Origin of the sequence: Actinoplanes derwentensis (genome assembly GCF_900104725.1) — a bacterium.
Lineage (GTDB): Bacteria > Actinomycetota > Actinomycetes > Mycobacteriales > Micromonosporaceae > Actinoplanes > Actinoplanes derwentensis.
Map to the genome: position 1 here is coordinate 1,797,229 of NZ_LT629758.1, position 24,372 is coordinate 1,821,600.

Annotated in this window: 24 protein-coding genes; 17 read left to right on the forward strand and 7 right to left on the reverse strand. The window is 69.6% G+C overall.

What is annotated here, in order from left to right; genetic code table 11:
- Positions 1-12: 12 nt before the first annotated feature.
- Complete coding sequence (locus tag BLU81_RS08135; RefSeq protein WP_092543059.1) at positions 13-402, forward strand: MerR family transcriptional regulator; 390 nt, start codon at positions 13-15, stop codon at positions 400-402.
- Between the two features lie 73 nt (positions 403-475).
- Here BLU81_RS08135 and BLU81_RS08140 read toward each other — a convergent pair whose 3' ends face one another.
- Positions 476-991: a hypothetical protein gene (locus tag BLU81_RS08140; RefSeq protein WP_092543061.1), complete on the reverse strand. Its 516-nt coding sequence runs from the start codon at positions 989-991 to the stop codon at positions 476-478.
- 98 nt (positions 992-1,089) lie between these two features.
- Here BLU81_RS08140 and BLU81_RS08145 point away from each other — a divergent pair, with 98 nt between their 5' ends.
- Positions 1,090-2,004, forward strand: a complete 915-nt coding sequence (locus BLU81_RS08145) for a nitroreductase family protein (protein ID WP_092543063.1) — start codon at positions 1,090-1,092, stop codon at positions 2,002-2,004.
- Positions 2,005-2,067: 63 nt separating this feature from the next.
- The gene (locus BLU81_RS08150; protein WP_092543065.1) at positions 2,068-4,083 is read left to right on the forward strand and encodes an ATP-binding protein; all 2,016 of its coding nucleotides are present in this window, start codon (positions 2,068-2,070) and stop codon (positions 4,081-4,083) included.
- Between the two features lie 9 nt (positions 4,084-4,092).
- On the opposite strand, the gene BLU81_RS08155 is transcribed toward BLU81_RS08150, so the two are convergent.
- Entirely contained in the window at positions 4,093-4,833 is a 741-nt protein-coding gene (locus BLU81_RS08155) for a GntR family transcriptional regulator (protein WP_092543067.1), read from the reverse strand.
- A gap of 135 nt (positions 4,834-4,968) precedes the next feature.
- Between BLU81_RS08155 and BLU81_RS08160 the strand changes: the two genes are divergently transcribed.
- The 13 genes from BLU81_RS08160 (at position 4,969) to BLU81_RS08220 (ending at position 19,301) form a co-directional block, all read left to right on the forward strand.
- The gene (locus BLU81_RS08160; RefSeq protein ID WP_092543069.1) at positions 4,969-5,862 is read left to right on the forward strand and encodes a TIM barrel protein; all 894 of its coding nucleotides are present in this window, start codon (positions 4,969-4,971) and stop codon (positions 5,860-5,862) included.
- A gap of 57 nt (positions 5,863-5,919) precedes the next feature.
- Positions 5,920-6,909, forward strand: coding sequence for a sugar ABC transporter substrate-binding protein (locus BLU81_RS08165; protein WP_092543071.1), 990 nt, complete (start codon positions 5,920-5,922; stop codon positions 6,907-6,909).
- Positions 6,910-7,000: 91 nt separating this feature from the next.
- Positions 7,001-8,038, forward strand: a complete 1,038-nt coding sequence (locus BLU81_RS08170; protein WP_092543073.1) for an ABC transporter permease — start codon at positions 7,001-7,003, stop codon at positions 8,036-8,038.
- A complete protein-coding gene (locus tag BLU81_RS08175) occupies positions 8,035-8,880 on the forward strand; it encodes an ATP-binding cassette domain-containing protein (RefSeq protein WP_092543075.1) in 846 nt (281 codons plus the stop codon). The genes BLU81_RS08170 and BLU81_RS08175 overlap by 4 nt, the downstream gene beginning before the upstream one ends.
- The gene (locus tag BLU81_RS08180; protein ID WP_092543077.1) at positions 8,877-10,049 is read left to right on the forward strand and encodes a Gfo/Idh/MocA family protein; all 1,173 of its coding nucleotides are present in this window, start codon (positions 8,877-8,879) and stop codon (positions 10,047-10,049) included. Before BLU81_RS08175 ends, BLU81_RS08180 begins: the two co-directional genes overlap by 4 nt.
- A complete protein-coding gene (locus BLU81_RS08185; RefSeq protein WP_231954302.1) occupies positions 10,046-11,059 on the forward strand; it encodes a Gfo/Idh/MocA family oxidoreductase in 1,014 nt (337 codons plus the stop codon). The genes BLU81_RS08180 and BLU81_RS08185 overlap by 4 nt, the downstream gene beginning before the upstream one ends.
- Positions 11,060-11,102: 43 nt before the next feature.
- Entirely contained in the window at positions 11,103-11,891 is a 789-nt protein-coding gene (locus BLU81_RS08190; protein WP_092543081.1) for a TIM barrel protein, read from the forward strand.
- Between the two features lie 118 nt (positions 11,892-12,009).
- A complete protein-coding gene (gene iolC, locus BLU81_RS08195) occupies positions 12,010-12,975 on the forward strand; it encodes a 5-dehydro-2-deoxygluconokinase (RefSeq protein WP_231954303.1) in 966 nt (321 codons plus the stop codon).
- 3 nt (positions 12,976-12,978) lie between these two features.
- Entirely contained in the window at positions 12,979-13,848 is an 870-nt protein-coding gene (locus BLU81_RS08200) for a Cgl0159 family (beta/alpha)8-fold protein (RefSeq protein WP_092543085.1), read from the forward strand.
- Complete coding sequence (iolB, locus tag BLU81_RS08205; protein ID WP_092543087.1) at positions 13,845-14,756, forward strand: 5-deoxy-glucuronate isomerase; 912 nt, start codon at positions 13,845-13,847, stop codon at positions 14,754-14,756. Before BLU81_RS08200 ends, iolB begins: the two co-directional genes overlap by 4 nt.
- A complete protein-coding gene (gene iolD / locus BLU81_RS08210; protein ID WP_092543089.1) occupies positions 14,753-16,678 on the forward strand; it encodes a 3D-(3,5/4)-trihydroxycyclohexane-1,2-dione acylhydrolase (decyclizing) in 1,926 nt (641 codons plus the stop codon). The genes iolB and iolD overlap by 4 nt, the downstream gene beginning before the upstream one ends.
- A gap of 14 nt (positions 16,679-16,692) precedes the next feature.
- Complete coding sequence (locus BLU81_RS08215; protein ID WP_092543091.1) at positions 16,693-18,189, forward strand: CoA-acylating methylmalonate-semialdehyde dehydrogenase; 1,497 nt, start codon at positions 16,693-16,695, stop codon at positions 18,187-18,189.
- 224 nt (positions 18,190-18,413) lie between these two features.
- The gene (locus BLU81_RS08220; protein WP_092543093.1) at positions 18,414-19,301 is read left to right on the forward strand and encodes an alpha/beta hydrolase family protein; all 888 of its coding nucleotides are present in this window, start codon (positions 18,414-18,416) and stop codon (positions 19,299-19,301) included.
- A 45-nt stretch (positions 19,302-19,346) separates the two neighbouring features.
- On the opposite strand, the gene BLU81_RS08225 is transcribed toward BLU81_RS08220, so the two are convergent.
- Both BLU81_RS08225 and BLU81_RS51455 read right to left on the reverse strand, forming a co-directional pair.
- Complete coding sequence (locus BLU81_RS08225) at positions 19,347-19,982, reverse strand: DsbA family oxidoreductase (RefSeq protein ID WP_231954304.1); 636 nt, start codon at positions 19,980-19,982, stop codon at positions 19,347-19,349.
- On the reverse strand, positions 19,979-20,104 hold the full coding sequence (locus tag BLU81_RS51455; RefSeq protein WP_269461006.1) for a hypothetical protein: 126 nt from the start codon (positions 20,102-20,104) through the stop codon (positions 19,979-19,981). Before BLU81_RS51455 ends, BLU81_RS08225 begins: the two co-directional genes overlap by 4 nt.
- Before the next feature lie 90 nt (positions 20,105-20,194).
- Here BLU81_RS51455 and BLU81_RS08230 point away from each other — a divergent pair, with 90 nt between their 5' ends.
- A complete protein-coding gene (locus BLU81_RS08230; RefSeq protein ID WP_092543095.1) occupies positions 20,195-20,818 on the forward strand; it encodes a TetR/AcrR family transcriptional regulator in 624 nt (207 codons plus the stop codon).
- Positions 20,819-20,848: 30 nt separating this feature from the next.
- Here the strand turns inward: BLU81_RS08230 and BLU81_RS08235 are convergent, their stop codons facing one another.
- The 3 genes from BLU81_RS08235 to BLU81_RS08245 are packed head-to-tail and all read right to left on the reverse strand — an operon-like array spanning position 20,849 to position 24,140.
- Positions 20,849-21,244 carry a hypothetical protein gene (locus BLU81_RS08235; RefSeq protein ID WP_092543097.1) on the reverse strand — a complete coding sequence of 132 codons (396 nt, stop codon included), beginning with the start codon at positions 21,242-21,244 and terminating at the stop codon, positions 20,849-20,851.
- A 31-nt stretch (positions 21,245-21,275) separates the two neighbouring features.
- Complete coding sequence (locus BLU81_RS08240; protein WP_092543099.1) at positions 21,276-23,285, reverse strand: YfaP family protein; 2,010 nt, start codon at positions 23,283-23,285, stop codon at positions 21,276-21,278.
- Positions 23,286-23,297: 12 nt separating this feature from the next.
- Positions 23,298-24,140, reverse strand: coding sequence for a transposase family protein (locus tag BLU81_RS08245; RefSeq protein WP_172890509.1), 843 nt, complete (start codon positions 24,138-24,140; stop codon positions 23,298-23,300).
- Positions 24,141-24,372 lie beyond the last annotated feature (232 nt).

The following is a 24,372-nucleotide window of genomic DNA, read 5'->3' on the forward strand; positions in this document are numbered from 1 at the left end:
CAGACTGTGGCGATGACCGGACGGCACATGCAGATCGGGGAAGCAGCGGAACGGGTCGGGCTCAGCATCCGCACCATCCGCCACTACGAGGAAGCCGGGCTGATCGTGCCGTCCGCCCGCAGCGACGGCGGCTTCCGGCTCTACACCGACCCCGATCTGGACCGCCTGCGCGTGGTGAAACGCATGAAACCACTCGGCTTCACCCTCGACGAGATGCGCGACCTGCTGCACATCCTGGACGAACTCACCGCCGGCACCGGCGACCGGGGCGCCCTGATCCAACGCCTCGCCGGTTACCACGAAGCCGCCGAAACCCGGGTCCAGGCATTACGCGACCAGCTGGCGCACGCCGAGGGCTTCGCCCAGCAGATGCGCGAACACCTGGACCAGCACAGCCGTTAGCCCGCCGCTATCCGGCGGTCACCGGTTCGTGGCGACCGCCGGCACCCGGCCCGTCGGCCGGGGCCGATGGCTGTCAGAGGTGCGGGAGGACGAACATGTAGCCCTGCGCCGAGTGGCCGCCGCCGCTGGGGCACCGGCCCTTGTTCTCGTAACCGTCGTAGAACATCACGTGACATTTACGGCAGTAGCGCCACTCCGACTGGGAGCCGGCGCCGGTCACCATGTCGTGCGGCAGCACGAAGTTCAGGCCCTGGGCGGCGTGCCCGCCTCCGGCGGGGCAGACGCCCGCCGGTGAGTAGCCGTTGTAGAACATCGCCTGGCACTTGCGGCAGTACCGCCACTGCGCCTGCGCGGTGGGTGTCTCCACACTGCTGTGCGGCAGCGCGAAGTACAGCCCGCTCGCCACGTGCCCGCCGCCGCCGGGGCAGGAGCCCTTGCCGGCGTACCCGTCGAAGAACATCTCGTGGCAGTGGTCGCAGTAGCGCCAGTAGTTCTGCGTCGGCGCGCCGGCCCGGGCCGGCGCCGGGATCGTCAAGGCCCCGGCGGCGACCGCGGCGCCCAGTAAAGTCCGTCGTGTCAGGTTTGTCATGTTTTCATGATAGATATCAGCCTTGGGGGATTTCGAACCGGCGGGCGTAGAGTCGAGGCACATCACCGGTACCGGTGGTCCTGACGACGGGACGTCCGATGGCATCACCGATCGTTTCCCGCGCCCGCGCGCAGGCCTTCTACCGTGCCGTGGTCACGGCGGGCCGGGCACCCTCGGCGCACAACACCCAACCGTGGCGGTGGCGCGCCTCCGGCCCGGTGCTGGACCTGCTCGCCGGCCCGGCCGGGCACCTCGCGATGATCGGCTGCGGCGCGGCCCTGCACCACGCCCGGCTGAGTCTGGCCGCGCAGGGCTGGCGGGCGACCGTCGAGCGCCGCTCCCGTTCGGCCCGCTCCGGCCCGCTGGCCCGGTTGCGCCTGGAGGGCCGGGCCCCGGCCAGTCCCGGCACCGCCCGGCTGGCCCGTGCCGTCCGTCAGCGGCACACCGACCCGCGGCCGGTCACCGGCCGGGCGATCACCGCCGAGGAGATGCGCAACCTGGTCCGGGCGTTCCACTCGCACGATGTCGGGTTGCACGTGCTGCGTCCGCATCAGGTTCTCGACCTGGCGGTGGCGGTGGCCGGCGAGGGTGCCGCCGACCCGGCTGAGCAGCAGTGGCACGAGCAGCTGGCGCTGTGGACCGGCGGTGACCGGATCGTCGGCGCCGCCGACCGTGGCCGGCTGCCCGTGCGGTGCGGCTCGCGGGACCGGGCGGCGACGTTCGCTGTCCTGCACGGGCGCGGCGATCACGACATGGACTGGTTGTACGCGGGGGAGGCGCTGTCGGCGGGCTGGCTGGCGGCTACTCAGCAGGGGGTGTCGGTGCTGCCGTTCTCGGCGCCGATCGAGCGGGCGGACGCGCGGGAGATGCTGCGGCGGGCGGTGCCCGAGGCGGCCCAGCCGTACGTGATGATCCGCCTGGGCCGCCACGCCACCCAGGCTGTCGCGGGCCCCACCTCGCGGCTGGGTGTCCGGCAGATCATCGACCGGGGTACACGCCGGCAAACGGTGTGATTCGCGGCGGCCGTCCGGGGAACATCATCGACGACCCGTTGCCGCACCCGAATCAGGTTGATCATGCTGTTCGTCGACGAGACAGTGCTGGGCGATCCCGCGCGCCTGGCGGCGGTGGACCGGGCGCGACGGTTGTTACCCGTACAGCCGCTGCCGTTGAACGCGCTGGTCCGGATGGCCGCCCGGCTGTTGCACGCGCCGCTGGCGACGATGGCCCTCGCGGGCCGTGACGGGGAGCACCTGGTGAGCGCGCACGGAGCCGGGGAGGCGGGCGCCGAGGGGGCGTGCGGGCACGTGGTCAGCCTGAACCGCCCGGTGCGCAGCGGTTTCCTGGGGGTGCCGATCCGTGACGACGGCGGCCAGCCGGTCGGGGCCCTCGCCGTCTTCGACTCCGCGGAGCGGGTGTGGACCGACGGTGAGGAGGCGGCGCTGACCGAGATCGCCGAGCTGCTGCGGGCCACCGGCGAGGCGGAGGCACGGGACCGTAGCCTGCTGTCGGTGCTGCTGGAGAACCTGTCGGCGTCGGTCATCGCCTGTGACGACACCGGCCGGGTGATCGCGTTGAACCGGTCGGCGCGGGAGGCGCACGGGCTGTCCGCGACCGGGCCGATGCCGCCGGACTACGAGTCGACCGCCGACGGGGTGCTGCGCGACTCCGCGATGCGGCCGCTGGCCGGGGATCACACTCCGTTGATCCGCGCGCTGCACGGGGAACACCTCGACGCGGTGGACGTGCTGACCACCACGCCCGGCGACCAGATCCGCACCTTCGCGACCACGGCCCGGCCGCTGACCGCCCGGGACGGGCGGTTGCTGGGCGCGCTGGCGGTGGCCGACGAGCTGACCGAGATCCGCCGGGCCGAACGGTTCCGGATCTGTCACCTGGCCGTCGACAAGGCGCTGCGTACCGCGCAGACCGAGTCCGGCGCGGCCCTCGGGGTGCTGACGGCGGTCGGGACCACGCTGGGCTGGCCGTGCGCGGAGCTGTTCCTGATCGACGAGTCCACCGGTCTGCTGCGGTCGGCCGCGCACTGGGACGTCTCCGGTCACGACACCGACGGCTTCTTCGGCAACCCGCCGAGCCGGGGGATGGGCGTGACCGGTCGGGTCTGGGAGTCCGGTCGCCCACTCTGGGTGGCCGACGTGGCCATCGACGACGACCTGATCAAACCCCGGGAGCTTGCTGAGGTACGTGTCTGGCGGCGCCGTGGCATCCGGACGGTGCTGGCGGTCCCGGTGCACGACGGCGACACGATGCTGGGTGTCCTGATCTGCTGCGCCGACTCCCGGGAGGACCACGAGCAGCTGCTCACCGTGCTGCTGGAGGGGGTGGCCGCCCAGTTCGGCGTGTATGTCGCGTCGCGCCGCACCGCGCAGGTGACCCGGCAGCTGGCTCGCGCCCAGGACGACCTGATCGCTCTGGTCGGCCACGAGATGCGTACCCCACTGACCTCGATCGCCGCGAATGTGACGATGCTCGTCGAGGACTCCGGCGATCTCGGCGAGGACGTCCGCCAGATGCTGCGTTCTGTGGCCCGCAACACCACCGCGCTCCAGCGGATCGTGGACAAGCTGCTCGACCTGGCCGGCCTGGACTCCGGCTACCTGCTGCTGGATCTGGAGAAGGTCGACCTGGCCGTGCTGCTGGCCGGCACGGTGTCCGCTACCCGGCACCTGGCCGCCGACACCGGTGTGGTGCTGCGGACCGCGCTGCCGGCGCATCTGGTCCTGGACGGGGACACCGTCCGGTTGCGGCAGGTCGTCGACGATCTGCTGTCCAACGCGGTCAAGTACAGCCCGCTCGGGGGTGAGGTCCGCATCGCACTCACGACCGACGACACGATGGCCGAACTCCGGATCACCGACACCGGTATCGGTACCTCGGCGGACGAGCGCGGGCGGGTCTTCGACCGGTTCTTCCGGGGCAGCAACGTCCGGCATCAGGGCACCGTCGGCAGCGGGCTCGGGCTCAGCCTGGCCAGCACGATCGTGCGGATGCACGGCGGAGCCATCCAGCTGGCCGCCAACCAGCCGACCGGCACCGTGGTCACCGTGCGGCTGCCGCTGCCCGTGGCGTGAGGGCCCGGTCTACTTCTGGATCAGGGTCATCTCGAACGCGTAGAAGTCCGGGCGGTAGACGTGCCGGCCGAACTCCACCACGCGGCCCTCGTTGTCGTACGCGGTGCGCTCCATGGTCAGCAGGGGCGCGCCTGGTTCCTCGGCGAGCAGCGCCGCCTCGGCGGGGGTGGCGCGGCGGGAGCCGATGCGCTGCTGGGCCACCGACATGGAGACGTTGGCCCGGCGCAGCGAGGAGTAGAGACCCTCGTTCTCCAGGTCGAACGGTGCCAGGTCGACCATGTCGCACCGCAGGTAGTTGCGCAGGATCGCCAGGGGCTCGTCGCCGATCAGGCGCAGCCGTTCCAGGTCCCAGATCTCGTCGTCGGGGGTGGTCCGCAGCGCGTGCGAGAGCGCGGCGTCGGCGGGGATCCGGTCCTGCCGCAGGATCCGGGTGCGGGGACCCTGGCCGGCGCTGTTGAGGTCGTCGAAGAGGCTGGTCAGTTCGAGGGTGCGCCGGACCTGGCCGTGCACCACCTGGGTTCCGACGCCGCGTTTGCGGACCAGCATGCCCTTGTCGACCAGCAGCTGGATCGCCTGGCGGATGGTGGGGCGGGAGAGGCCGAGCTGCTGGGCGAGGGCGATCTCGTTCTCCAGCCGGTCGCCGGGGCGCAGCGCGCCGTCCACGATCGCCCGCTCGAACTGCTCGGCGACCTGGAAATACAGCGGCACGGGGCTGGCCCGGTCGAGGGTGACGGGAGGGGGGAAGCTCACGCTATGAATCTACCTCTCGCCGGGCAACGTCCTAATGTCCTGACAAACTATTGACAGGGGGTTGTGACCGCGAGCACAGTTCATCTGGTCGAAACGAGTTTGTCACGACAAAGTATTCAGCGGAAGGGACGAACGATGGTCGCAGGTCAGCAGGCCTCCGCCCGGGACCGGATCGCCGGTGCCCCCATCTCCTGGGGCGTGTGCGAGGTACCGAACTGGGGTTACCAGATGCCCGCCGAGCGGGTTCTCGCCGACATGCAGAGCCTGGGGCTGCGGGCCACCGAGTTCGGGCCGGACGGGTTCCTCCCGGACGCACCGGCCGACAAGGCGACACTGCTGCGGTCGTACGGGCTGCAGGGTGTCGGGGGTTTCCTGCCCGTGGTCCTGCACGACCCCGGACATGACCCGATCGGTGAGGTGGACGTCTTCGCCGACGCCTGTCTCGCCTCCGGCGCGGGGGTGATCGTGCTGGCCGCGATCACCGGGCTGGACGGTTACGACGTGCGCCCCACCCTCGACGAGCTGCAGTGGAAGACCCTGCTCGGCAACCTGGACCGGATCGCCGCGCACGCCGCCGGGCGCGGCCTGCTCGCGGTGATCCACCCGCACATGGGCACGATGGTGGAGGGCGCCACCGACGTGCAGCGGGTCCTGGACGGCTCGCAGATCGGCCTGTGCGTCGACACCGGGCACCTGGTGGCCGCCGGCGCCGACCCGGTCGCGATCACCGTGGCCAACCCGTCCCGGGTCAAGCACGTGCACCTCAAGGACGTCGACGCCGCCCGCGCGGCCCGGGTGGTGGCCGGCGAGATCTCCTTCTCGGACGCGGTCGCCGACGGCATGTGGACCGTCCTCGGCGAGGGGTCGGTCGACGTCCGGGCCATGATCGACGCGCTGGAGGGTTCCGGCTACCAGGGCTGGTACGTGCTGGAGCAGGACTTGATGCTCCGCGACGGGGAACCCGGTGGTGAGGGGCCGATCGCCGACGTACGACGGTGCCTGGCGTTCGTCGAGAAGGCGCTCTCGTAGATCATCTTTGCAAGTGCTCCCATGAAGTTGTTCTCACACACGAAAAGGAACGCACATATGAAGATGCAGCGAATCGTCGGAACCGTCGGGGCCGCCATACTGGCCGGCACCGTCCTGGTGGCCTGTAGCGGCACCGGCAAGGAGGAGGACACCTCCTCCACCACCACCACCGGCGGCGGCACCAAGAGCAGCGGGTTCACCTACGCCGTCGTCACCCACTCGGGCCCCGGCGACGCCTTCTGGGACCGGGTGAAGTCCGGCGCGGAGAAGGCCGGTGCGGACTACGGCGCGACGATTCAGTACAACTCCGACCCCGACCCGGCCAAGCAGTCGCAGCTGATCGACGCCGCCGTGGCCAGCAAGGTCAACGGCATCGTGGTCTCGATGGCCAACCCCGACGGTCTCGAGGAGAGCGTCAAGAAGGCCGTCGCCGCCGGTATCCCGGTGGTCACCATCAACTCCGGCCTGGACAAGTTCAAGGAGTTCGGGGCGATCACCCACGTCGGTCAGAGTGAGTCGGTCGCGGGCGAGGCCGTCGGCGCCCGGCTGAAGTCCGAGGGCCAGACCAAGGCCGTCTGTGTGATCCAGGAAGCCGGCAACGTGGGCCTGGAGGAGCGCTGCGCCGCCGCCGCCAAGGCCTTCGGCGCGATGGAGAACCTGCAGGTCGACGGCACCGACGACGCCGCGGTCCAGGCCTCGATCACCTCCAAGCTGCAGGCCGACCCGGCCATCGACACGGTGCTGACCCTCGGCGGGCAGTACGCCGTCGACGCCGTGAACGCCGTCGGTGAGGCGAGCAGCAAGGCCAAGGTGGCCACCTTCGACCTGTCCGAGGACGTGGTCACCAACATCGAGAGCGGCAAGATCCTGTTCGCGGTCGACCAGCAGCCTTACGTGCAGGGCTTCCTCGGGGTCACCACGCTCTACCTGAAGTCGGTCAACGGCAACGACGTGGGTGGTGGCCAGCCGATCAACTCCGGTCCTGCCTTCGTGACCAAGGAGAACGCCGCACAGGTCGCCGAGTTCGCCGCCAAGGGCACCCGCTGACGACCGGGCCGGGTACGGCCAGCCGCCGTACCCGGCCTCGTTCCCCCTCCCGCACACCCCCCAACGCCTCCAGCGAGGAGTAGTTCGGCTCATGTCGACAGCAACGGCGGTCGACGAGCGCGTCAGCGGCTCGTCGAATTTCACCAAGGTCCTGAAGAGACCCGAGAGCGGGGCGATGGTCGCCGCCATCGTCATCTTCCTGTGGTTCGCCCTGACCACCGACGCGTTCGCGACCTCCGGCGGATCCAGCACCTGGCTCCTGGGTTCCTCGACGATCGGCATCATGGCCGTCGCCGTGGCACTCCTGATGATCGGCGGCGAATTCGACCTCTCCGCCGGAGCGATGACCGGATTCACCGGCCTGCTGGTCGGCATCCTCACCACCGAGTACGGCCTGAACATCTGGGTCGCCATCGTCGTCTCCCTGGTCCTGGCCCTGCTGATCGGCGCGGTCAACGGCATCCTGGTGATGAAGACCGGACTGCCCAGTTTCATCGTCACCCTCGGCACCTTCTTCGTCCTGCAGGGCGTGGACCTGGCCGGCACCAAGGCGCTGATCGGTCAGGTCGCCATCCAGGGCATGGCCAAGGTGCCCTACTACGACCAGCCGCACGCGATCTTCGGCTCCGCGGTGACCTGGGGCGACGGCGGTTCGGTCTACGCCTCGGTCTTCTGGTGGATCGGCGTGACAGCGGTCGCCACCTGGGTCCTGATGCGTACCCGGATCGGTAACTGGATCTTCGCGCTCGGCGGCGCCCAGCAGTCCGCCCGCCAGGTCGGCGTCCCGGTGTTCCGGGCCAAGGTCGGCCTGTTCATGACCACGGCGGCGGCCGGCTGGCTGGTCGGCATGCTCACCCTCTTCCGCACCTCGACGGTGCAGGCCAACACCGGTGTCGGCCAGGAGTTCATCTACATCATCTGCGCCGTGGTCGGCGGCTGCCTGCTGACCGGCGGTTACGGCTCGGCGATCGGCGCGGCCTTCGGCGCCCTCATCTACGGCATGGTCAACCAGGGCATCGTCTACTCCGGCTGGGACAGCAACTGGCTGAAGACCTTCCTCGGCGCGATGCTGCTGGGTGCGGTGCTGCTCAACGAGTGGGTCCGGCGCAGAGCGGAGCAGTCCCGATGACCGAACAGGACACCAAAGACATGGACGTTCTCGTCGAGGTACGCGACATCGGCAAGCGGTACGGCAACATCATCGCCCTCAGTGACGTCAGCACGTCGGTGCGGGCCGGGGAGGTGACCTGCGTGCTCGGCGACAACGGCGCCGGCAAGTCGACCTTCATCAAGATCCTCGCCGGATCGCACGCCCACACCGACGGCACCCTGCTCGTCGACGGGCAGGAACGCACGTTCAGCAGTCCCCGCGAGGCGCTCGACGCCGGGATCGCCACGGTCTACCAGGACCTTGCCGTGGTCCCGCTGATGCCGGTCTGGCGCAACTTCTTCCTCGGCAGCGAGGCCACCAAGGGCAGCGGGCCGCTGCGCCGTCTCGACGTGCCGTTCATGCGGAAGACGGCCAAGACCGAACTCGCCGCCATGGGCATCGACCTGCGCGACGTCGACCAGCCGATCGGCACCCTGTCCGGCGGTGAGCGGCAGTGCGTGGCGATCGCCCGGGCCGTGTACTTCGGCGCGCGGGTGCTGATCCTCGACGAACCGACCGCGGCACTGGGCGTCAAACAGTCGGGTGTGGTGCTCAAGTACATCGCCAAGGCCCGCGACCGTGGCCTGGGCGTCGTCTTCATCACCCACAACCCGCACCACGCGCACCCGGTCGGCGACCGGTTCATGCTGCTGCGCCGGGGCCGCAGCCTCGGCGACTTCGCCAAGGCCGAACTGTCGATGGACGACCTGGTCTCGATGATGGCCGGCGGCGCCGAACTGGAGGCCTTGGCCCACGAGCTGGAACGCTCGATGGGCGCCGACTCGGCCGTCGTGCACGAACTCAAGGAGGACCTGCGATGACCGCGGGCAAACCCACCCTCGGTGTCGGTGTCGTCGGCTTCGGCTGGATGGGACAGGTGCACGCCCGGGCGTTCAGCAGGCTGCTGCAGCACTATCCGGACGCCCCGCTGCGGCCGCGGTTCGTGGCGGTGGCCGACACCGCCACCGACGACCGCAGTCAGCGGGCCGCCGCGGCCTTCGGCTTCGAGCACCAGCTCACCGACTGGCGGGACCTGATCGCCCGCGACGACGTTGACGTGGTCTGCGTGACCGGCCCGAACTTCATCCACCGCGACGTCGCCGTCGCGGCGGCACAGGCCGGCAAACACCTGTGGGTGGAGAAACCGGCCGGGCGGACCTCGGCCGAGACCGGCGAGATCGTCGCGGCCGTGCAGGCGGCCGGGGTGCAGGCGGCGGCCGGGTTCAACTACCGCAACGCCCCCGCCGTCGAGTACGCCCGGCACCTGGTCCGGTCCGGTCGTCTCGGCCGGATCGAGCACACCGCGGTCCGGTTCTGCTCGGATTACTCGGCCCACCCGGACGGGGCGCTGACCTGGCGTTTCCAGAACGAGTTCGCCGGTTCCGGAGTTCTCGGCGACCTGGTCAGCCACGCCGTCGACCTGGTCCGTTTCGTGGTCGGCGATCTGACCGAACTGGTGGTCGACCGGGCCACCTTCATCACCGAGCGGCCCGCCGCCCTCGGGGCCGCCTCGCACTTCAGCCGGGGCGCGGACGGGCCACGGCTGCCGGTGGAGAACGAGGACTACGTCGCGGCTCTGCTGCGCCTGGCCGACGGGTCGCGGGGCACCTTGGAGTCCAGCCGCACCGAGGTCGGCGACCAGAACGCGTACTCCATCGAGGTGCACGGCACCGAGGGGGCACTGGCCTGGAACTACCGGCGGATGGGTGAGCTGCGGGTCTGCCTGGATCAGGACGTCCAGGACGCGCAGTACGCGACACTGATGGTGACGCCCGCGCATGGCGAACTGGGCGCGTTCCAGCCGGGTTCGGCCAACCCGATGAGCTACGACGATCTCAAGGTCGTCGAGGCGTACCGGCTGGTCGAATCGATCGGCACCGGCAAACCGGTCGGCGCCACCGTCACCGACGCGCTGATCGCGGCGCGGACCATCGACGCCATGCTGCTCTCCTCGCAGGAGCGCCGCTGGGTCACCCTCGGGGAGGCATGATGAGCCAGCCGGTCCGGATCGGCCTGATCGGCGCGGGACGCATCGGGGCCTCGCACGCCGCGGTCCTGGCCCGCCGGGTGCCCGAAGCCCACCTCACCGCCGTCGTGGACCCGCGGCCCGGCGCCGCCGACCTGATCGCCGGCCCGCTCGGTGCCCGGGCGCTCTCCTCGGTCGGTGACGTCCTGGCGGACCCGGCGATCGACGCCGTGGTGATCTCCGCCGCGTCGGTGGCCCACCGCGACCTGATCGTGGCGGCCGCCACGGCCGGCAAGCACGTCTTCTGCGAGAAACCGGCCGGCATGTCGCTCGCCGAGATCGACGAGGCGCGGACGGCGGCCGCCGCGGCCGGTGTGGTGTTCCAGGTCGGCTTCAACCGCCGGTTCGCCGCCGACTTCGCCGCCGCCCACGACCTGATCGCCGGCGGCCGGATCGGCGAGGTCCAGCTGATACGCTCGTTGACCCGCGACCCCGGCACCGGCCCGGCCGACCCGGGTGCCGTGCCGCAGTGGACGATCTTCACGCAGACGCTGATCCACGACTTCGACACCCTGAACTGGCTGAATCCCGGCGCCCACGCGGTCGACGTGCTGGCCACCGCGGACGCCCTGATCGCACCGGACCACCGCGACCGCGGCCACCTCGACACGGCCGTGGTGGTGATCCGTTACTCCAACGGTGCGATCGCCACCGCCGAGGCCAGCTTCGCGGCGGCGTACGGCTATGACGTCCGGGGTGAGGTCTTCGGCTCGAACGGCATGGTGACCATGGGTGAGGGCGCGACGACCTCGATGCGCCTGCACGACCTGGCGGGTCGCGCGGCCTTCACCGCCCGCAGCGACACCGACCTGCTCGTCGACTCCTACACCGGTGAGCTGACCGAGTTCTGCCGGGCCGTCACGGAGAAGCGGCCGGCTGCGGTGACCGGCGACGACGCCTACGCCGCCTTCGCGATCGCGCAGGCCTGCATTGACTCGGTGACCACCGGCGCCCGCGCGGCGGTGACCCGGTGAGCGAGCTTGCGAGCGAACCGAGTAGAACAGCGGAGGCGTAGCAATGAGTTTCACTCTCGCGATCTGTTCCGAGATGGTCTACCTGGACCTGCCGCACCTGGACCGGGTCCGCCGCATCCACGACGCCGGGTTCGCCGTCGAGATCTGGGGCTGGACCGACAAGGACGCCGCCGTGCTCGCCGCCACCGGCGCCCGGTTCACCTCGATGACCGGTTACGTCACCGGCGACCTGGTGACCAAGGAGGGCGCCGACGACCTGCTGCGCACCGCCGCCGACTCGATCGCCTTCGCCCAGCGGATCGGGCGACCGGGCCTCAACCTGCACGGCACCGGACTCGGCGAGGGCGGCCTGCCGGTGCGCCCGCACCCGGTGGTCACCGGCGCGGACTGGATCGCGGCCGCTCGCACCCTGGAACGGATCGCGGCCCTCGGCGAGCAGCACGGTGTCACCTTCGTGGTGGAGAACCTCAACCTGGACGTCGACCATCCCGGCGTGCCGTTCGCCCGCGCGGCCGACACGCTGACCCTGGTGGCGGCGGTCGGCAGCCCGCACCTGCGGATGAACCTGGACCTCTACCACGCCCAGATCGGCGAGGGGAACCTGGCCGAACTGATCCGCCGCAGCGCCCCCTACCTGGGGGAGGTGCAGATCGCCGACGTGCCCGGCCGGTGTGAGCCGCTGACCGGCGAAGTGCGCTGGGACTTCCTGGCCCGGGTCCTCGCCGACAGCGGGTACGACGGCACGGTGGCCCTGGAGGCGTGGGCCTCGCAGCCCGGCGTCAAGGGCAGTGACCTGGCCCTGGAGCGGTTCCGTGCGGCTTTCACGCTGTGACCGTCCGCGCATGTTAGTAAGAATGTCCTGACAAAGTCTTGACCCTGGGAAACATTGGGCCAAGGGTGGAATACGGGCAGCACAGCACCAGCAACCAACGGACGGAGCCACCGTGAGCGTGACCGGCACTGAGAGCGAACAGGCCTTCGACCTAGTCGCGATCGGCCGCACCGGCGTCGACATCTACCCGCTCGACCACGGCGTCGGGCTGGAGGAGGTGCGGACGTTCGAGAAGTTCCTGGGCGGCAGCGCGACGAATGTGGCGGTCGCCGCGGCCCGCTACGGCCGGGGCAGCGCCCTGATCACCCGGACCGGCCAGGACGCCTTCGGCCGGTACGTGCGGGCGGAAGCGGAACGACTCGGCGTCGACCCCCGGTTCATCACCACGGTGGCCGGCCCGCCCACGCCGGTGACGTTCTGCGAGGTGTTCCCGCCGGACGACTTCCCGCTCTACTTCTACCGCTACCCGACCGCCCCCGACCTGCTGATCCAGGGTGACGAACTGCCGCTGGACGCGATCCGCCGGGCCCGGGTGTTCTGGGCCACCGTCACCGGCCTGTCCCAGGAACCGTCGCGGGCCGCCCACCACACCGCCTGGGCCGCCCGTGGCCGCACCACCCACACCGTGCTCGACCTCGACTACCGGCCGATGTTCTGGTCGGACCCGGTCGAAGCGTCCGCCGAGGTCGGCAAAGCCCTGGAACACGTCACCGTCGCCGTCGGCAACCGGGAGGAATGTCAGGTCGCGGTCGGCGAGACCGAACCCGGCCGGGCCGCCGACGCCCTGCTCGACCGGGGCCTGGAACTGGTTCTGGTCAAACAGGGCCCGAAAGGTGTCCTCGCCGCGACCCGCAACGAGCGGGTCGAGGTGGCACCCCACCCGGTGAACGTGGTCAACGGCCTCGGCGCCGGTGACGCGTTCGGTGGCGCCCTGGTCCACGGCCTGCTCGCCGGCTGGGACCTGCGCCACATCGTCGAGTTCGCGAACGTGGCCGGTGCCCTGGTCGCCGGAAAGCTCGAATGCTCCACCGCCATGCCGACGGAGCCCGAGGTGCGCGACGCCATGAATGAAAAGGACGCCTGAGCGATGATCGACCTCACTGAGATCCGGGCCCGCCACCCCCAGCACATCCCGCAGGCATGGGCGTCCCGGACCCGCCGGGACCTGCTCGGTGACGACGGCCGGCTGCTGATCGTGGCCGCCGACCACCCGGCCCGCGGCGCGCTCGGCGTCCGGGGCGACAGCCTGGCCATGGGCAGCCGCCGCGACCTGCTGGACCGGCTCGCCGTCGCGCTGTCCCGGCCCGGCGTCGACGGGGTGCTGGGAACCGCCGACATCCTGGACGACCTGCTGCTGATGGGAGCCCTGGACGGCAAGGTGGTGTTCGGCTCGATGAACCGCGGCGGACTGCAGGGCGCCAGCTTCGAGTTCGACGACCGGTTCACCGGCCACACCGCCGACGAGATCGCCGCCGCCGGCATGGACGGCGGCAAGATGCTCACCCGGATCTGCCTGGACGACCCGGGCAGCCTCGCCACCATCCAGGCCACCGCCCAGGCCGTCGACGCGCTCGCCGCCCGCAGACTGGTCGCGATGATCGAGCCGTTCTGGTCCGAACGGGACGCCACCACCGGCGCCATCAAGCACCGGTTCGACGCGGAGAGCACCATCAAGTCCATCGCGGTCGCCTCCGGCCTCGGCGCCACCAGCGCCTACACGTGGCTCAAGCTCCCGGTGGTGGACGAGCTGGAGCGGGTGATGGAGTCGACCACCCTGCCGTCGCTGCTTCTCGGCGGCGATCCCCAGGGCGACCCTGACGACACGTACGACTCGTGGGGTGAGGCTCTGAAGCTGAACGCGGTCCGAGGCCTGATCGTCGGCCGGGCGCTGCTCTACCCGCCGAACGGCGACGTGGCCGGCGCCGTCGACATCGCCGCCGGGCTGGTGCACCCGTGAGCCGCTGGGTGAAGCCGCTGGGCACCGCCGCCGCCGACGGGTTCGACGTCGTCATCGACGAGCGGATCGACGGCTGGGAGCACACCGGCCTGCGGATCGTCACGTTCGACGGGCTTTCGGCAACGGAACTGGACGTCGCCGGTACCGAGTTCGTCGTCGTGCCCCTCAACGGTGGTTGCCTCGTCGAGGCGTACGACAGCGATGGTGTTCTGCACACCGCTGACCTGGCCGGGCGCGCGGACGTCTGGGCCGGGGCCACCGACGTCGCCTACGTGCCGGCCGGATGGCGGATCAGCCTGTCCGGGCCGGCCGGTGGCCGCACCGCGATCTGCACCGCCCCGGTCGGCGCAGCGGCCGCGCCGCAGAAGTTCGCCCACCTGCCCGCCGCGGGTGTGCCGGTCGAGATGCGCGGCGCCGGCACCTGCTCCCGCGAGGTGCGCAACTTCGGGGTTCCCGACGTGCTCGACGCCGCCGCGATCATCGTCTGCGAGGTGCTGACCCCGGCCGGGAACTGGAGTTCCTACCCGCCGCACAAACACGATGAGGACCGCCCCGGCCAGGAGGCCGAACTCGAGGAGATCTACTACTTCGAGACCCGGGTCGAGGGCGGCCGGGCCGTCTCCGGCGCCGACCCGGTCGGCTACCAGCGGGTGTACGGCACCGGTGACCGCCCGATCGACGTGTCAGCCGAAGTGCGCACCGGCGACGTCGTCCTGGTCCCGCACGGCTGGCACGGCCCGTCGATGGCCGCCCCCGGCTACGACCTCTACTACCTGAACGTGATGGCCGGCCCCGGAGCCACCCGGGCCTGGCTGATCTGCGACGACCCGAGCCACGGATGGGTCCGCAGCACCTGGACCGGCCAGGAGATCGATCCGCGACTGCCCTTCGGAGATGAACCAACATGAGTGTGACGGTGCGCTTGACGGTGGCGCAGGCCACGGTGGAGTTCCTGGCCCATCAGTACTCGGAGCGCGACGGCGTACGCCGGAAACTGTTCGCCGGCTGCCTCGGCATCTTCGGGCACGGCAACGTGGCCGGGATCGGGCAGGCGTTGCTGCAGCACGAGACCGCGGCCCTGGCCGCCGGTGAGACCCCGGGCCTGCCGTACGTGCTGGCCCGCAACGAGCAGGCCATGGTGCACACCGCCGTCGGGTACGCCCGGCAGAAGGACCGCCTGCAGACCTGGGTGTGCACCGCCTCGGTCGGCCCCGGCTCGACCAACATGCTCACCGGCGCCGCCCTCGCCACGATCAACCGGATCCCGGTGCTGCTGCTGCCCTCGGGCACCTTCGCCACCCGCCGGTCGGCCCCGGTGCTGCAGGAACTCGAACACTTCGGCGCCGGCGACGTCACCGTGAACGACGCGTTCCGGCCGCTCTCCACCTACTTCGACCGGGTGTCGCGCGCCGAGCAGCTGCCGTCGGCGCTGCTGAACGCGATGCGGGTGCTCACCGACCCGGCCCAGACCGGCGCGGTCACGCTGTCACTGCCTCAGGACGTGCAGGCGGAGGCGTACGACTGGCCGGAGGAACTGTTCGCCGACCGGGTCTGGCACGTGGCCCGCCCACCCGCCGAGAAGTCCCGGATCCAGGCAGCCGCCGACCTCATCCGTGACTCCCGCCGCCCGCTGATCGTCGCCGGTGGCGGCGTGCACTACTCCGGCGCCGAGGACGCCCTGGCCGCGTTCTGCGAGGCCACCGGCATCCCGGTGGGGGAGTCGCAGGCCGGCAAGGGCTCCCTGCTGCACGGGCATCCGCAGCTGCTGGGCGCGGTCGGCTCCACCGGCACCACCGCCGCCAACGCCATCGCCCGCGACGCCGACCTGGTGATCGGGATCGGCACCCGGTGGAGCGACTTCACCACGGCGTCGAGGACCGCTTTCCAGGCGGCGGGCGTACGATTCGTCAACGTCAACGTGGCGAACTTCGACGCCGGGAAGCAGTCCGGACTGGCCGTGGTGGCCGACGCCCGCGAGGCCCTGGAGTCCCTCACCGAAGCCCTGCAGGGCTGGAGTGTCGACGACGGCTACCGCACCGAGCAGGCCCGGCTGTGGGCGAACTGGGACGCGGCCGTCGAGGCCACCTACCACCCCGGCCCCGAGGTCACCGCCGCCCTGGCGCCCGGCCGGCTCACCCAGGGCACCGTGCTGGGCCTGGTCAACGAGCTGACCGACCCCCGCGACGTGGTGCTGTGCGCGGCCGGTTCGATGCCGGGTGACCTGCACAAACTGTGGCGGGTCCGGGACCGGCGCGGCTACCACGTCGAATACGGCTACTCCTGCATGGGCTACGAGGTGCCGGCTTCGATCGGGATCCGGCTGGCCGACGAGTCCCGCGACGTGTTCGCGATGGTCGGTGACGGTGGCTACCTGATGATGCCGACCGAACTCGTCACCGCCGTCCAGGAACGGGTCAAGGTCATCGTGGTCCTCGTGCAGAACCACGGCTTCCACTCGATCGGCTCGCTCTCGGAGAGCCTGGGCTCCCAGCGGTTCGGCACCCGGTACCGCTTCCGCGGCCAGGAGTCGCACCAGCTCGACGGCGGCACCCTGCCGGTCGACCTGGCCGCCAACGCCCGCAGCCTCGGCGTACACGTCATCGAGGTGCACAGCCGCGACGAACTCGGCAAAGCCATCCAGGTCGCGAAACACGCCCCGTCCGACGGTGGGCCGATCCTGATCCACGTCGAGACCGACCCGCTGATCCACGGCCCGGACAGCGACTCCTGGTGGGACGTGCCGGTCAGCGAGGTGTCCGAGCTGGACAGCACCGCCGCGGCCTACGACACCTACCTGCAGCACAAGCGCCTTCAGCGCCACCACTTCTAGAAAGGGACGCCGTCATGGCAACCATCGAGCACTGGATCGACGGCGCGTACACCGCCGGGACCGGCACCCGGCGTGCAGCGGTCTTCAACCCGGCCACCGGTGAGCAGCAGCACGAGGTGGTGCTGGCCGGCTCCGCCGACGTGGACGCCGCCGTGGCCTCGGCCAAGGCCGCTTTCGAGTCGTGGGGCCAGGCCTCGCTGAGCAAGCGCACCAAGGTCCTGTTCGCGTTCCGGCAGCTGGTCAACGACAACATCGGCCGGCTCGCCGAGGCGATCAGCGACGAGCACGGCAAGGTGCTGTCCGACGCGGCCGGTGAGGTCCAGCGCGGCCTCGAGGTCATCGAGTTCGCGTGCGGCATCCCGCAGCTGCTCAAGGGCTCCTACTCGGATCAGGCGTCGACCGGCGTGGACGTGTTCAGCTTCCGCGAACCGCTCGGCGTGGTCGCCGGGATCACCCCGTTCAACTTCCCGGTCATGGTGCCGATGTGGATGCACCCGGTCGCCATCGCCTGCGGCAACACGTTCGTGCTCAAGCCCAGCGAGCGCGACCCGTCGGCCGCCAACCTGGTCGCCGAACTGTGGAAGCAGGCCGGACTGCCGGACGGCGTCTTCACCGTGGTGCACGGCGACAAGCTCGCGGTGGACGCGCTGATCGATCACCCCGACGTGGCCGCGATCTCGTTCGTCGGCTCGACGCCGATCGCCAGGTACATCCACGGCCGGGCCACCGCCAACGGCAAGCGGGTCCAAGCCCTCGGCGGGGCCAAGAACCACGCGATCATCCTGCCCGACGCCGACCTCGACTTCGCCGCGGACCAGCTGTCGGCGGCGGCGTTCGGGTCGGCCGGCGAACGGTGCATGGCGATCTCCGCAGCGGTCGCGGTCGGTGACGCCGGGGACCGGATCACCGACCTGGTCCGGCAGCGGGCCGAGAGCGTGGTGGTCGGTAACGGCCGGGACCCGCGCAGCGAGATGGGCCCGGTCGTCACCGACGCCGCCCGGCACCGCATCGAGAGCCTGATCAGTTCCGGTGAGGCCCAGGGCGCGAAGGTACTCGCCGACGGCCGCGGGCTGCGCGTCGACGGGTTCGAGAAGGGCTTCTTCGTCGGCCCGACCGTCATCGACCAGGTCACCACGTCGATGGACGTCTACACCGAGGAGATTTTCGGCCCGGTCCTGTCAGTGGTCCGCGCCGACGACGTCGACGCCGCGATCAACCTGATCAACAGCAATCCGTACGGCAACGGCACCGCCATCTTCACCTCCAGCGGTGAGTCGGCCCGCCGTTTCCAGCGCGGTGTGCGAGTCGGCATGATCGGCATCAACGTGCCGATCCCGGTGCCGATGGCCTACTACTCCTTCGGTGGCTGGAAGGACTCGCTATTCGGCGACCACCACATCCACGGGCCGGAAGGCATCAACTTCTACACCCGCGGCAAGGTCGTCACCTCCCGCTGGCCGCAGGCCAAGACGGCACCCGACGCCTCGCTGCAGTTCCCGACCGCCAGCTGACGAGGTTTCGCGACACGAAAGGGCCCGCCGGACGGCGGGCCCTTTCGCTTTGTGCAAGAATGGGAGCGCTCCATTCCGTGACAACACCGGAATGAGAAGTGTGAGAGGTATCGGAAACGATGTCCGGACCCCCGTCTCATAACGCTGTGAAACCGTTGAGAATTGTCAGCCGGAAGCACAGGATTCGAGCTCACCCCTGTTACGTCCTTTAATGAGGGAGAGACGTGTCCACGACCACAAAGCACCGGGCAGTTTTCAGCACCGTCGTCGCGGCCGCGCTGACCGTAGCCGGAATCGCACTCGTGCCGGCCGCGAACGCCGCCACCACCGCCTACCCGAAGGGCCCGGCCCCGACCAGCAGCAGCATCGAGGCGTCCACCGGCCCGTTCGCCACCGCGCAGACCAGCGTGTCCCGGCTCGCGGCCAGCGGCTTCGGCGGCGGCGACATCTACTACCCGACCAGCACCGCCAACGGCACGTTCGGGGCCGTGGTGATCGCGCCCGGGTTCACCGCGTACAAATCCAGCATGGCCTGGCTCGCGCCGAGGATCGCGTCACAGGGCTTCGTGGTGTTCAACATCGACACCAACACCACCTCCGACCAGCCCGCCAGCCGCGGCCGCCAGCTGCTCGCCGCCGCCGACTACCTGACCGGCAGTAGCAGCGTGCGCACCCGGATCGACCCCACCCGCGTCGCGGTCGTCGGCCACTCGATGGGCGGCGGTGGCACCCTGGAAGCGGCGCGCAGCCGCCCGTCACTGCAGGCCGCGATCCCGCTGACCCCGTGGAACACCACCAAGTCGTGGAGCGGCAACACCGTCCCGACACTGGTCATCGGCGCCGACGGGGACACCGTGGCGCCGGTCGCGACCCACGCGCTGCCGTTCTACAACAGCCTGCCTAACAGCCCCGGCAAGGCCTACCTGGAACTGAACAACGCCACCCACTTCGCGCCGAACAGCTCGAACACGACGATCGCCAAATACAGCATCGCCTGGCTGAAACTGTTCGTCGACAACGACACCCGCTACCAGCAGTTCGTCTGCCCCGGCCCCGGCGCGAGCCTGACCGTCGACCAGTACCGCAGTTCCTGCGCCAACTTCACGATCTGACCCTTGAAAAACCGGCTTCGGGTACGCGTACCCGAAGCCGGTTTTTCAGCCTTCCGCCTGGACCTTCTGCAACGCACCCAGGAACGCGTCGGCGGACTGGGCGCCGGAGATCCCGTACTTCTGGTTGATCAGGAAGAACGGCACCCCGCTGATGCCCAGCTGGCGCGCCGTGCGGATGTCGTCGTCGACCTCCGAGCCGAACTTCGAGCCACCCACCACGTCGGCGACCTCACCGGCCGGCACCCCGATCCCGGTGGCCAGCGTGACCAGCACCTCCGGGTCGTCGACGACGGCGGCGTCACACAGGTGAGCCTTGAGCAGCGCCTCGTGCATCTCGGTGCCGAGACCGTGCTGACCGGCCAGGTGCGCGACCCGGTGCGCGTCACGGGTGTTGACCGAAACGGCGTTACCCAGGTCGTACGTCAGACCCTCCGCCTCGGCGAGCTGTGTGACCTGATGGGTCATCGCCCGCACCTGCGAGGCCGGTGCGCCGATCTTCTTCGCCAGCATCTCCCGAACCGGCTCCCGCTGCCCCTGAGGGATGCTGGGGTCCAGCTGGTAACTGTGCCAGTCGACGGTGACCTCACCGTCGAACCGGTCGAGGGCGGTCTCCAGGCGGCGCTTCCCGATGTAGCACCACGGGCAGACCACATCAGACCAGACATCGATGCGGATGGTCACAGGCAGGCTCCGTTCTCGCAGACCGGCGCGTCCTCGGTGCCCTCGAGAAGAATCATCGTCGGGATCGGGGCCGGGATCTGCTCGGTCTCCTCGACGGGTGCTTGCTCGGTGGTTTCCGGCATGGTCGCTCCTCCGGCTATTCTGACCTGGCGGTCAAGTTGCCCGGCAACGGTAGCAGACATGTTGACCGCCCGGTCAAGTTACGGAGGGGCATGCGCGCGGACGCCCAACGCAACGCCGTCAAGCTACGCACAGCGGCGTCGGAACTGTTCCAGGAACACGGCCTGCAGGTCTCCCTCAAGGAGATCGCCCGCCGCGCCGGAGTGAGCCACGGCACGCTCTACAACCTGTTCGGCTCTCGCGAGGTCCTGATCGACGAGGTGATCGCCGACCTGGCCGCCACCCGCCTGAGCGCCGCCGCCACCCGGGCCCTGGCCAGCGCCGACCCATGGCAGGGTTTCGCCGGTTACCTCACCGAGGTCTGCGAGTTGCAGGCCACCGACCCGGCCCTGGGCGACGTCCTGACCCGCCGTTACCCCGACGCGAGCCGCCTGATGGCGGTGTGCGACAACTCGTACGCCGCGACCGAGGCCATCATCGCCCGAGCCCACCACGACGGCTCCCTGCGCCCCGACTTCACCGCCTCCGACCTGCTGTCCTTCCTGGCGTCCCACGCCCCCTTGGCCCGAGCGACGGCGTCCACCGGCTCAGAGGCGTGGCGCCGCCAGATCACTTTCATGCTCGACGGACTCCGAACCGCAGCGGCCACCCACCCGCTCCCCGCGGCGCCGCTGACCCCGGCCCAGATCAACCACCTGCTGATCCAGGAGTCATGACCGCTGTTCCCGTCGTTGATTGTCGGCGGATTACAGGTTGTTGATCCGGGCCAGCAGTTCTGCCTCGGTCAGGTTCTCCAGGACGGTGTCCTGCTTGCGGCCCAGGACTGCCAGCAGCTTCTCCTTCTCCAGCTTCTTGGCCGCCGCTGCCTTCGCTGCCTGGTCCTCGGCGAGGCGGATGGCGATGACGTGCTTGACGACCTCCAGCTTGGTCTCCAAGGTGGCCTTCGCCGGATTGGTCTCGGTGGCCACGAACGACTCGGTGGCGGTGGCCTTGAGTTCGGCGTTGACGGCCTTGGCCACATCGTCGAGGCTGAAGCCGGACTTGGCGGTCAGCGGAAGCTCCCACAGCTGTTCGGTGGTCAGCAGGCCCTTGGCCGACGGGTAGCGGAATTTCTCCCGCGTGGCCTTCTCGAAAATGGTCACGGTGGCCTCTCTCGGATGTCCGGGTAGGGGATCAGAACTGGATGCTGACGAGGCGGTGCCGGCCGCCTGTCATGGTCACCTTGGCGACCACGGAGTTGCGGACCGTGGAGCTGAAACCGAGGCCGGACAGCTGATCCGGGGACGGCTCGCACTTGGTGCGGTCGCCGAGGACCTCGAACACCTTGCGGTGCGGTTGCAGGTCACGGCGTAGGAACTCGTTGTAGATGCCCCGGGCCGGCTGGTCGTTCACGCAGTCTTTCAGCATGAAGAAGTAGTGACGGTTGCCGACTTCGCTGTCGTCGAAGTGGTTCGGCGAGTACATGATGGTGGACACCGGCACGAACTGTTCGGTGGTGATGCCCCACAGGTCTTTGCCGGCGCTGCCCGCCTGCATGTCCTTGCCCGGCCGGAACGCGGTGATCACCTCGCCGGCGACCGTCATCCGGCCCACCTCGACGGTCTCCTTCTGGCTGACCGCCCGTTCGTGGCTGTAGTGCTCGATCTTCCCGTTGCTCTCGGTTTCGATCACGAAACCGACCCCGTTGCTCTCCCGCTTGCGGAACTGGTTCACCGCGATCCGGTATTCGCCGGCGGGGACCTTGCCGGTCCAGGTGACGTTCTCCACCGGCTCGCGGGAGTGGCCGCTGCCCGCGTTCATGTCGACGTCCAGCTTGTTGCGCTTCTCCTGGTACCAGATGTGGGTGCCGTCGGGTTCGTACACGTGCAGGTCGAGGTCGTCGAAGTTGAACCAGGACAGGCTCACCCGCAGTTTGCCGGTGACGTTGCCGCCGGCCCGTTTGACCCGCTCCTTGATCGAGTCGGTGACGTTGCCGCCGTACGACCAGGCGAAGTCGTTGTCCCAGGTGAACAAGCGCGGGGCAGCGGGGTGCCGGCCGGTGGTGAGACTGACGAAGTGCGGTTCGTGGCTGTTGGCGACCCACAGATCGATGCTCGCGGCATCGGGCAGGATGTCCTTCATGAAGGTGACGATCGGCACCTCCTCCGGTTTCGCGTCCCGCAGACGCGCACCTGAGGACCCGGTGGTGGCCGCCTGCATGAGCAGCCCTTCGATGCCGTCCTTCATCCGCGACCGGGTGTCGTTGTCGACCCACAGCACGTTGTTGACCGACACGTCGGAAAGCCGGGCGAAACGTCGCTGCAGCGACTCCTCGATGCCCAGCTCGTCGATGGTCTTCATGGCGGCCTTGACCATGGCCGGGGTGATCAACGCGGTGGGGCGCTGATAGTTCTGCGGCGCCACCTTCGTCTCGAACGACCGGACCGCCTGCTCCAGGTCGACGCCCGCGGAGAGATCCTGGACGAGGGTGCCGATCACCGTGTTGCGGAACCGGGCCGCCGGGTGCATGGCGTTGGCGAACACGAACGCCCGCCGGTCGGCCGCCTGCGTCCACTGGTTCTGCAGCGACCGGAACTCGGTCACCGCCCGGCGATGCTCCGTGCCGCGGTAGAGGGCGTTGCCGTCGATCAGGTCGGCGACGGTGTCCAGAGCGTGCGGGACCAGCTCGGCCAGGCCCCGCTGGAACACCTGCACCGCGGCGTCGAAGGTGCCCCGGGCCGGGCCGACGTCCGTGCTGTGATGCCGCTTCTCCACCCGGCCGTGCAGGTGGTGCCACACCTCGACCTGGCCGTCACGCAGCGTCCGGGTCGTCTTCGTCCCGTACTGCGCCTCGGGCGACCGGAAGATGCCGGACAGCGGCAGCGAGCCGACGAATTCGTCCATCGCGGCGGCGACGACGGAGAAGACCGGGTCAGAGGCGGACACCCCGGACCAGACGGTACGGACCTGTCCGTCCCGGATCTCGACGACGTTACCGAAGCCCTTGACGAATCCGCGGCAGGTCGAGCAGTCGTACTCGGACCGCTCACGGAATTTGAGATTGGTGCCGGCGGGAAAGGAATCGAGAAAGGTCAGCCAGAGTGAGTCCCGGTCGAGACTGTCCCCGGCGACGTACAACTCGCCCTTTGACATCGCGGACAGACGTGTAGTCACATCCGTCACGAACTGCTGATAGTCGCCCACCGTGAACTGATCTCAGCAAGATCCGGTTAGGTATTTGTATTCGAAATGGGTCAGGTGCAGCGCGGCGGCGACGACATCGCCGGTGCGGCGTGGGCTTATCGTGGTGCGGCGCAGGGCTTTCCAGCGTCCGACGAGGATCGCGAAGCCGCGTTCGCCCTGCCAGCGCAGACCGCGTAGGAGCCGGTTGTAGGCGCGGTTGTCGACGGCGAGGGGTTTACCGTCGGCCGGTTGCTTGATTGGGGTTTTGATGCCCTGACCAGTGCTTTCGTAGCCGGAGTCGGCCAAGGCCGGCAGGTCGAGTTCGGCGGCGGACCAGTTCAGGGCGGCGGTGACGCCGAGGTCGCGGGCGCAGCTGGTGTCGTGCAGATGCCCCGGCATCGCCGCCGATGTCCAGATCGGCAGTCCGTCCGGGCGCATGATCGCCTGAATGTTCGCGCCGAAGTCGCGGTGCTTTCCGGAGAACCAGGCGTCGATCGTCTTTCCCTTGACCGACAGGGTGGTCTCGGTCAGCCGGTCGCAGTCGAACAGTTTGCCGTCGAGGATGACGTACGACCAGCCGTCGGCGGCGACCCGCTTCAGAGCGGTGTGCAGGTCCTGTGCCTGGGCGGCGAGCACCGCGATGCCCTCGTCGCGGTAGCGGTACGCGGTCGCCCGGGAGACCCCGAAACCGGCGCCCAGCAGTGTCAGGTCTTCCTGCTTACGGAACCAGACGAGTACGAGTAACGCCTGGTAGAAGCAGGTCAGCGCACGTGTCTTCTTCCGCGTGCCACGGGCGCGGCGCTCGGCATGGAGCAACCGCGCCACGTACTGCACCAGTTCCCTCGGGACGTCGACCATGGCACGATAAGCCAGCACGTGGAGCCCTCTCGAAGACGTGGATCTGTCGCAAGACCTGTCTATCGATGGCTCCACGTCTTTTTCGAGGACCGTCCGAAACTACCTATTCACCCGTGTCATCCCGAATCGGCTTCAATTCCTTGCTGAGATCAGTTCCGTGTCATCCCCTTTGATCACCGCAGATCCTAGGGAATGCCGGCAATCGGCGAAACGCATTTCCGGCGGCGTGCTGGGACCTTCGGTGAGAGGG

Coding starts and splice junctions, on each gene's coding strand:
- BLU81_RS08140 (WP_092543061.1), bottom strand. CDS start 991: ATGACAAACCTGACACGACGGACTTTACTGGGCGCCGCGGTCGCCGCC.
- BLU81_RS08230 (WP_092543095.1), top strand. CDS start 20,195: ATGCGCGCGGACGCCCAACGCAACGCCGTCAAGCTACGCACAGCGGCG.
- BLU81_RS08175 (WP_092543075.1), top strand. CDS start 8,035: ATGACCGAACAGGACACCAAAGACATGGACGTTCTCGTCGAGGTACGC.
- iolD (WP_092543089.1), top strand. CDS start 14,753: ATGAGTGTGACGGTGCGCTTGACGGTGGCGCAGGCCACGGTGGAGTTC.
- BLU81_RS08190 (WP_092543081.1), top strand. CDS start 11,103: ATGAGTTTCACTCTCGCGATCTGTTCCGAGATGGTCTACCTGGACCTG.
- BLU81_RS08180 (WP_092543077.1), top strand. CDS start 8,877: ATGACCGCGGGCAAACCCACCCTCGGTGTCGGTGTCGTCGGCTTCGGC.
- BLU81_RS08170 (WP_092543073.1), top strand. CDS start 7,001: ATGTCGACAGCAACGGCGGTCGACGAGCGCGTCAGCGGCTCGTCGAAT.
- BLU81_RS08200 (WP_092543085.1), top strand. CDS start 12,979: ATGATCGACCTCACTGAGATCCGGGCCCGCCACCCCCAGCACATCCCG.
- BLU81_RS08135 (WP_092543059.1), top strand. CDS start 13: ATGACCGGACGGCACATGCAGATCGGGGAAGCAGCGGAACGGGTCGGG.
- BLU81_RS08185 (WP_231954302.1), top strand. CDS start 10,046: ATGATGAGCCAGCCGGTCCGGATCGGCCTGATCGGCGCGGGACGCATC.
- BLU81_RS08150 (WP_092543065.1), top strand. CDS start 2,068: ATGCTGTTCGTCGACGAGACAGTGCTGGGCGATCCCGCGCGCCTGGCG.
- BLU81_RS08215 (WP_092543091.1), top strand. CDS start 16,693: ATGGCAACCATCGAGCACTGGATCGACGGCGCGTACACCGCCGGGACC.
- BLU81_RS08145 (WP_092543063.1), top strand. CDS start 1,090: ATGGCATCACCGATCGTTTCCCGCGCCCGCGCGCAGGCCTTCTACCGT.
- BLU81_RS08160 (WP_092543069.1), top strand. CDS start 4,969: ATGGTCGCAGGTCAGCAGGCCTCCGCCCGGGACCGGATCGCCGGTGCC.
- BLU81_RS51455 (WP_269461006.1), bottom strand. CDS start 20,104: ATGCCGGAAACCACCGAGCAAGCACCCGTCGAGGAGACCGAGCAGATC.
- BLU81_RS08165 (WP_092543071.1), top strand. CDS start 5,920: ATGAAGATGCAGCGAATCGTCGGAACCGTCGGGGCCGCCATACTGGCC.